This is a genomic window from Acinetobacter sp. NigerLNRRAM0016, from assembly GCF_054112845.1.
This window is the reverse complement of sequence record NZ_JBSYVT010000131.1, coordinates 1-389: the sequence shown is the minus strand read 5'-3', so window position 1 is coordinate 389 and position 389 is coordinate 1. Positions and strand designations below refer to the sequence as shown.

At 39.1% G+C, this 389-nt stretch carries 1 pseudogene; it reads right to left on the bottom strand.

From position 1 onward, the window contains the following. Positions 1 to 389 (bottom strand): annotated as a pseudogene (locus ACWQ4X_RS19850) (IS6-like element IS1006 family transposase); the annotation flags it as partial.

The following is a 389-nucleotide window of genomic DNA, read 5'->3' as shown; positions in this document are numbered from 1 at the left end:
GCTTGCCATGATCACATTCAATCACGTTATTTTTATACTTAATCTGCCTGTGCTCAAGGTCTGGTGGACATTTACCTTCCCGTTTTAACCGTGATAAAGCACGTCCATATGTGGGTGCTTTATCCGTGTTGATCACTTGTGGAATTTGCCACTTCTTCACATTATTTAAAATTTTTCCAAGAAAACAATATGCTGATTTGGTATTACGTCTAGAAGAAAGATAAAAATCAATGGTATCGCCACGTTGATCGACTGCACGATACAGATAAGACCATCGTCCATTCACTTTTACATAGGTTTCATCAATATGCCACGAGCTCAGATCTGTAGGATTACGCCAATACCAGCGTAAACGTTTTTCTATTTCAGGAGCATAACGTTGAACCCAA